General features: G+C 69.9%; 7 protein-coding genes. All 7 read left to right on the forward strand.

Annotation, left to right across the window (positions count from 1 at the left end; translation table 11 throughout):
• Nucleotides 1-1,221: ABC transporter substrate-binding protein (locus E1295_RS46465; protein ID WP_132641552.1), on the forward strand; the 1,221-nt coding region annotated here is incomplete at its 5' end.
• A gap of 9 nt (nt 1,222-1,230) precedes the next feature.
• A complete protein-coding gene (locus E1295_RS46470; RefSeq protein ID WP_246081216.1) occupies nt 1,231-2,133 on the forward strand; it encodes a carbohydrate ABC transporter permease in 903 nt (300 codons plus the stop codon).
• Entirely contained in the window at nt 2,133-3,014 is an 882-nt protein-coding gene (locus E1295_RS46475) for a carbohydrate ABC transporter permease (protein WP_132641556.1), read from the forward strand. Before E1295_RS46470 ends, E1295_RS46475 begins: the two co-directional genes overlap by 1 nt.
• Complete coding sequence (locus E1295_RS46480) at nt 3,011-3,940, forward strand: D-2-hydroxyacid dehydrogenase (RefSeq protein WP_132641558.1); 930 nt, start codon at nt 3,011-3,013, stop codon at nt 3,938-3,940. Before E1295_RS46475 ends, E1295_RS46480 begins: the two co-directional genes overlap by 4 nt.
• 38 nt (nt 3,941-3,978) lie before the next feature.
• Nucleotides 3,979-4,686, forward strand: a complete 708-nt coding sequence (locus tag E1295_RS46485; protein WP_281284817.1) for a GntR family transcriptional regulator — start codon at nt 3,979-3,981, stop codon at nt 4,684-4,686.
• A gap of 8 nt (nt 4,687-4,694) precedes the next feature.
• Entirely contained in the window at nt 4,695-5,480 is a 786-nt protein-coding gene (locus tag E1295_RS46490; RefSeq protein ID WP_132641562.1) for a hydroxypyruvate isomerase family protein, read from the forward strand.
• 86 nt (nt 5,481-5,566) lie between these two features.
• Complete coding sequence (locus tag E1295_RS46495) at nt 5,567-6,445, forward strand: 2-hydroxy-3-oxopropionate reductase (RefSeq protein WP_132641564.1); 879 nt, start codon at nt 5,567-5,569, stop codon at nt 6,443-6,445.
• Nucleotides 6,446-6,536: the final 91 nt, after the last annotated feature.

The following is a 6,536-nucleotide window of genomic DNA, read 5'->3' on the forward strand; positions in this document are numbered from 1 at the left end:
CTCGCGGCATGCGGCGGGGACTCCGGGGGCGGCGGCACCACGTTGAGATACGCCTGGTGGGGCAACACCATCCGGCAGCAGAACTACACCAAGGCCCTCAAGGAGTTCTCCGGCAAGAACCCGGGCATCCAGGTCGAGCCGGAGTTCGCCGAGTACTCCGCCTTCCAGGAGCGCATGACGACGCAGATGGCGGCCCGCGACGTCGCCGACATCTTCTGGATCGCCTCGGCGCAGGTGCTCACCTACAACATGAGCAACCTCTACCGCCGCCTCGACGACATCCCCACGCTCGACCTGTCCGACTACTCCCAGGAGGAGCTGGACTCGTTCAAACTGGGCGGGCAGCTCAACACCATGCCGTTCGGCGTCTTCGTCCCCGTCATGCGCTACAACGAGACGTTCGTCGAGGAGGACGAGGTCGACCTCCCGCCCGCCGACGCCGACTGGGACGCCTGGGCGACCTTCCTCATCGACTACTCCAAGGACAACTCCGGCAAGCGCAAGGGCATGCCGTACGAGGCCGACGCCGACATGTGGTTCGAGGCGTGGCTGCGCCAGCGCGGCGAGCAACTGTGGACCGAGGACGGCAACGCGGGCTTCACCGCCGACAGCGTGCGCGCCTGGTTCGACTGGTGGGACAAGATGCAGAAGGCCGGAGCGGTGCTGACGCTCAGCGAGCAGGAGGGCATGGGCCCCGACTGGGCGCTGGTCGGCGAGAAGGTGCTGGCCAAGGTGGGCAACTCCAACCACATCATCGACGAGGCCAAGATGTTCCCCGACCACCGCTTCAAGCTGCGCGACATGCCGGTGGCCAAGGACGCGCAGGCCGGCCATCCATTCCTGTACTTCCCCCGGATGGCGATGTATCAGGGCATCGACGAGGGGAACCTTGAGGCGGCCGGCAAACTCGTCAGCTACAACACCAACGACCCGGCCATGCTGAAGACCGTCGGCCTGACCATGGGCGCGCCGGTCAACCCCAAGGTCTTCCAGCAGACCCTCGACACGGCGAGCGGGGACGAGAAGGAGATGCTCACCGCCGTGCAACGCGTCCGCGAGGCCGAGCGACGCCCCCGCTTCGAGGCGCCCCCGGGCACGAGCACCTGGCGTACGGCCATGGCCAGGGTCGGCGAGGAGATCTCACTCGGCCGGCTGAGCACCGCCGACGGCGCCACGCGGCTGCTGGACGAGATCAAGGCCGGCATCACGCGGGCGCGTTAGGAGATCCTCGTGCCGATCACGCGAGCCAGACGCAGGCCGCGCGGCCAGGGCGCCGCCGCGCACGTCTTCCTCATCCCCTGGTGGCTCGGCCTCGTGCTGGTCACGGCCGTGCCGCTGCTCGCCTCCCTCTATCTCGCCTTCACCGACTACAACATCCTCAGCTCGCCGGAGTTCAACGGCCTTGCGAACTTCCGGCGGATGGTCGAGGACGAGTACTTCTGGGCGGCCGTGCGGGTGACGCTGGTCTACGTCCTGGTCTCCATCCCGCTGCAACTCGGCTTCGCGCTGCTGCTCGCCCTCATCCTCGACAGGGGGCTGCGCGGTCTGGCCTTCTACCGCAGCGCCTTCTACCTCCCGTCGCTGCTCGGCACCAGCGTCGCGGTCGCGATCCTGTGGCGGCAGGTCTTCGGCGACAACGGCCTGATGGACCGGGCGCTGTCGTTCTTCGGGCTGGAGCTGGGCAGCTGGCTGCAGAACCCGAGCCTGTCGCTGTCGACGCTCATCGTGCTGAACGTGTGGACGTTCGGCTCGCCGATGGTCATCTTCCTCGCCGGCCTCCGCCAGATCCCCGAGGAGCTGTACGAGGCCGCCAGGGTCGACGGCGCCGGCGTCGTCCGGCAGTTCACCGGCGTCACGATCCCGCTGCTGACCCCGATCGTCTTCTTCAACGTGATCCTGCAGACGATCGGCGCCTTCCAGAGCTTCACCCAGGCCCACGTCGTCAGCGGCGGCACCGGGGGCCCGGCCAACTCGACGCTGTTCTACACGCTCTACATCTACCAGCAGGGATTCACGAACTTCGACATGGGCTACGCCTCCGCGCTGGCGTGGGTGCTGATGGCCGCGATCTGCCTGATCACGGCCGTGCACTTCGTCCTGTCGAAGTACTGGGTCTTCTACGGAGACGACTGATGACGACCGCGACCCTCGACTCCGCGCGTACCGGATCACGGGCGGCCGCGCGGCGGCGCGTCCGCCGCGACCTGCTCAAACACCTCGGCCTCGGCGCGTTCGTGCTGCTGATGCTCTATCCGCTGGTCTGGATGATCGTCAGCTCGCTCAAGCCGGACCACCTCGTCCTCACCGAACCCGGGCTCATCCCCAGCGAGATCACCTTCGACAACTTCGTCGAGGGCTGGCACGCGCTCAACCGCCCCTTCTCGGTCTTCTTCCTCAACTCGCTGCTCGTCACCGTCGGCGCGATCGCCGGCAACCTGTTCTCCTGCTCGCTGACGGCGTTCGCGCTGGCCAGGCTGGAGTTCAGGATGCGCGGCGTCTATCTCGCGATCACGCTGGTGTCGGTGATGTTGCCGATGCACGTGCTGGTGATCCCGCAGTACATCTTCTTCTCGCAGCTCGACCTGGTGAACACCTACTTTCCGCTGATCGTGCCGAAGTTCCTGGCCACCGACGCGTTCTTCATCTATCTGATGGTGCAGTTCATCAGGACCATCCCGCGCGACCTCGACCGCGCGGCCTGGATCGACGGCTCGGGGCCGTTCCGCACCTTCTGGTACGTGATCCTGCCGCTGATGCGGCCCGCGCTCGTCACCACCACGATCTTCACGTTCATCTGGACGTGGAACGACTTCTTCGTGCCGCTGATCTATCTCACGTCGCCGAAGATGTTCACGGTGCCGGTGGCGCTCAACTCCATGGTCGACTCCGAGTCGCAGGGCGGCGTGGGCATGTTGTTCGCGATGTCGCTGGTGTCGCTGCTGCCGGTGCTCATCTTCTTCGCCGTCGCCCAGAAGCAGCTCATCCGCGGCATCGCCACGACGGGGCTCAAATGAGGATTCTGTTCACCGGTGACCACGACGAGGACGTGCGCCGCGGCGTGCGCGAGGCGGCCCCGCGGGCGAGCGTCACGTTCGGGGCGGACCTGGCCGAGGGCATCGAGGAGGCGGACGCCGTCGTCGGCCGCGTGCCGGACGCCCTGCTGGCCAGGGCGCGCAGGCTGCGCTGGGTGCACAGCCCGGCCGTCGGCGTGGACGGCGTGTTGTCGGGCGCGCTGCTCGACAGCGACGTCACGCTCACCTCGTCCGCGGGCAACGGCGCGGTCCCGCTGGCCGAGCACGCGATGTTGCTGATGCTCATGCTCAGCAGGGACGTCCCCCGCTGGCAGCGCGCGCAGGCGGAGCGCCGCTGGGACCGCCACACGCACGGCGAGCTGGCGGGCGCGACCGTCGGCCTCTACGGGCTGGGCAACGCGGGGCTCGACCTCGCGGCCAAGGCGAAGGCGTTCCACATGCGGGTGCTCGGCATGCGCCGCAGGACCGGCGTGCCCGCGCCGGGCGTGGACGAGCTGTTCGGCCAGGACGACTTCCACCGGTTCCTGGCCACGAGCGACTTCGTGGTGGTCACGGCGCCGCTCACGCCGGCCACCTCGGGGCGTTTCGACCGGGCCGCCTTCGCCGCGATGAAACGTACGGCGTGCTTCGTCTGCGTCTCGCGCGGCGGCATCGCGGACGACGACGCGCTGCTCGACGCGCTGCGGCGGGGCGAGATCGCGGGGGCCGGGCTGGACGCGCACGGCGTGGAGCCGCTTCCTCCGCACAGCCCGTTCTGGACGCTGCCGAACGTCATCGTCACCCCGCACAACGGCGCCACCACGCGGGAGACCGCCCGCCGCGGGGTGCGGATCATGCTCGACAACGTGGGGAGGTTCGCCCGGGGCGAGCCGCTGCGCAACGTCGTCGACAAGGCGGCCGGGTACTGAAGCTAGTATACTTGTCTGACGATTCTGCTCTGCGTTCGGTGATCCTTGGGAGGGGTCCTTTGGACGGCCAGACCAGCTTTTCTCTCGGACCTTCGTCTCTGACGGAAGCGCTCTACGAGTCCGTGCGCAAGCGCATCGTCAACGGCGAGATCGCGCCGGGGGAGAAGCTCACCGAGATCCGCATCGCCGGCGAGTACAGCGTCGCACGACCCACCGCCAAGGCGTGCCTGGAACGGCTCACCGCGCTCGGATTGTTGCGCCGCACCACCCACAAGACCGCGGTCGTCCCCAAGCTCGACGAGGACGACATCCGCGACCTCTACTTCAGCCGCGAGACCGTCGAACGCGCGGCGGTCGCGGTGCTGGCCCGCAGCGCCACCGTGCCGCAGGGCGCCGCCCGCGCGCAGGCGGCGATGAAGGCGGCGGCCGGCGACATGGCCTTCGCCAGCCAGGTGGAGGCCGACATCGCCTTCCACTCCGCGCTGGTCGCGGCCGTGGGCAGCCGGCGGTTGTCACGCATGCACGAGGTGATCCTCGGCGAGGTGCACCTGACGATGGGCCAGTTCCAGGCCCACAGGACCACGCACCCGATGAACGTGGTGCACGAGCACGACGACATTCTCAAGGCGATCGGCGACGGCGACCCCGAGCGGGCCCAGCAGCGCCTCGCCCACCATCTCGACCAGGCCCAGGGCCGCCTGCTCGGCCAGTTGCGCCGCGAGCGGTCAGGAGAGGCCACCGCGTAGGAGCTCATGTGACCAGCTGGACCGTCAACTGCTCGATCCTCTACACCGACCTGCCCCTGCTCGACCGCCCGGCCGCGGCGGCCGCCGACGGATTCACGGCGGTCGAGTTCTGGTGGCCGTGGCCGCGGGCCGTGCCCGCCGACCGTGACGTGGACGCGTTCGTACGCGCCGTCGAGGACGCGGGCGTGCGGCTGACCGGCCTCAACTTCTTCGCGGGCGACATGGCGGCCGGCGACCGCGGCCTGGTGTCGTGGCCTGAGCGCTCCCGCGAACTGCTCGACAACATCCCCGTGGTGGCGGCCATCGGCGAGCGGCTGGGTTGCCGGGCGTTCAACGCGCTGTACGGCAACCGCGTCGAAGGGGCCGATCCGAAGGAGCAGGACGACCTGGCGGTGGAGCTGCTGGCGGCCTGCGCGCGCGGAGTCGACGGCACCGTGCTCGTCGAGCCGGTCAGCGGCGCGCCGCGCTATCCGCTGCTGACGGCCGCCGACGCGGTGGCCGTGCTCGACCGGCTGGGCGACGTGCCCAACGTGGGGCTGCTGGCCGACTTCTACCACCTGGCCGTCAACGGCGACGACGTGGCGGCCGCCATCGAACGGCACGCCGGGCGCATCGCCCACGTACAGATCGCCGACGCTCCGGGCAGGGGCGCGCCGGGCGAGGGCTCGCTGCCGCTCCGGCAGTGGATCTCTGACGTGTACGCAGCCGGATATGACGGATATGTCGGCCTCGAATACCGCTCCGACGGCCCCGGCGCCTTCGACTGGCTCCCCCGCCCCGACCGAGCCGCCTGAAGGACCGGCGCCGGCAGAGAGCCGGCGAGACAGGCAGACCAGCGTGGCGGATCGACACGCGGAGCGCTTCAAAGGAGAGGAACGTCGTGAGCACCATCGCCTTCATCGGCCTCGGAATCATGGGCAGCCCCATGGCCGTGCACCTGGTCAGGGCCGGGCACACCGTGGCCGGTTACAACCGCTCGCCCGAGAAGACCAGGGCCCTGACCGAGGCGGGCGGCCGCGCGGCCGCCTCGATCGCCGACGCCGTGACGGGAGCCGGCGTGGTCGCCCTCATGGTGCCCGACTCCCCGGACGTGCAGGCCGTGCTGACCGGCGATGACGGCGTGTTCGCGCACGCCGCGCCCGGCACGCTGATCATCGACTTCTCGTCGATCCGGCCCGACGTCACCCGCGAGCTGGCCGCGGAGGCGTCCGCCCGTGGCCTGCGCTATCTCGACGCTCCCGTCTCCGGAGGGGAAGCGGGCGCCAAAAACGCCGCTCTGTCCATCATGGTGGGCGGCGACGACGACGCCTTCGCCGCGGCCAAGCCGATTTTCGACGCGGTGGGCAGGACCGTCGTGCACGTCGGGCCGAGCGGCGCTGGCCAGACGGTCAAGGCGGCCAACCAGCTCATCGTCGCCGCGAACATCGAGGCGCTGGCCGAGGCGGTCGTGTTCCTGCGGGCGTACGGAGTGGACCTGGAGGCGGCGCTCGACGTGCTCGGCGGCGGCCTGGCGGGCTCGGCGGTGCTGAACCAGAAGCGCGGCAACATGCGGGACCACGCGTTCGAGCCGGGCTTCCGCATCGCCCTGCACCACAAGGACATGGGCATCGTCACGTCGGCGGCCCGCGAGGCGGGGGTGGTGCTGCCGCTCGGCGCGCTGGTCGCCCAGCTCGTGGCCGCCGCCAACGCGTCCGGCGACGGCTCGCTCGACCACTCCGCCCTGCTCCGCGGCGTCGAACGCCTCTCCGGCGACCTCTGACCCGGCCGGCGAGCCGGCGGTGGGGCGGCGGTGGGGCGGCGTCGTTTCAGGTGTGGTGTCCGGCGCCGAGGCGCCGGGTCAGCCCCTCGGC

This window comes from Nonomuraea mesophila, assembly GCF_004352805.1.
Lineage (GTDB): Bacteria > Actinomycetota > Actinomycetes > Streptosporangiales > Streptosporangiaceae > Nonomuraea > Nonomuraea longispora.

Coding starts and splice junctions, on each gene's coding strand:
- E1295_RS46475 (WP_132641556.1), top strand. CDS start 2,133: ATGACGACCGCGACCCTCGACTCCGCGCGTACCGGATCACGGGCGGCC.
- E1295_RS46480 (WP_132641558.1), top strand. CDS start 3,011: ATGAGGATTCTGTTCACCGGTGACCACGACGAGGACGTGCGCCGCGGC.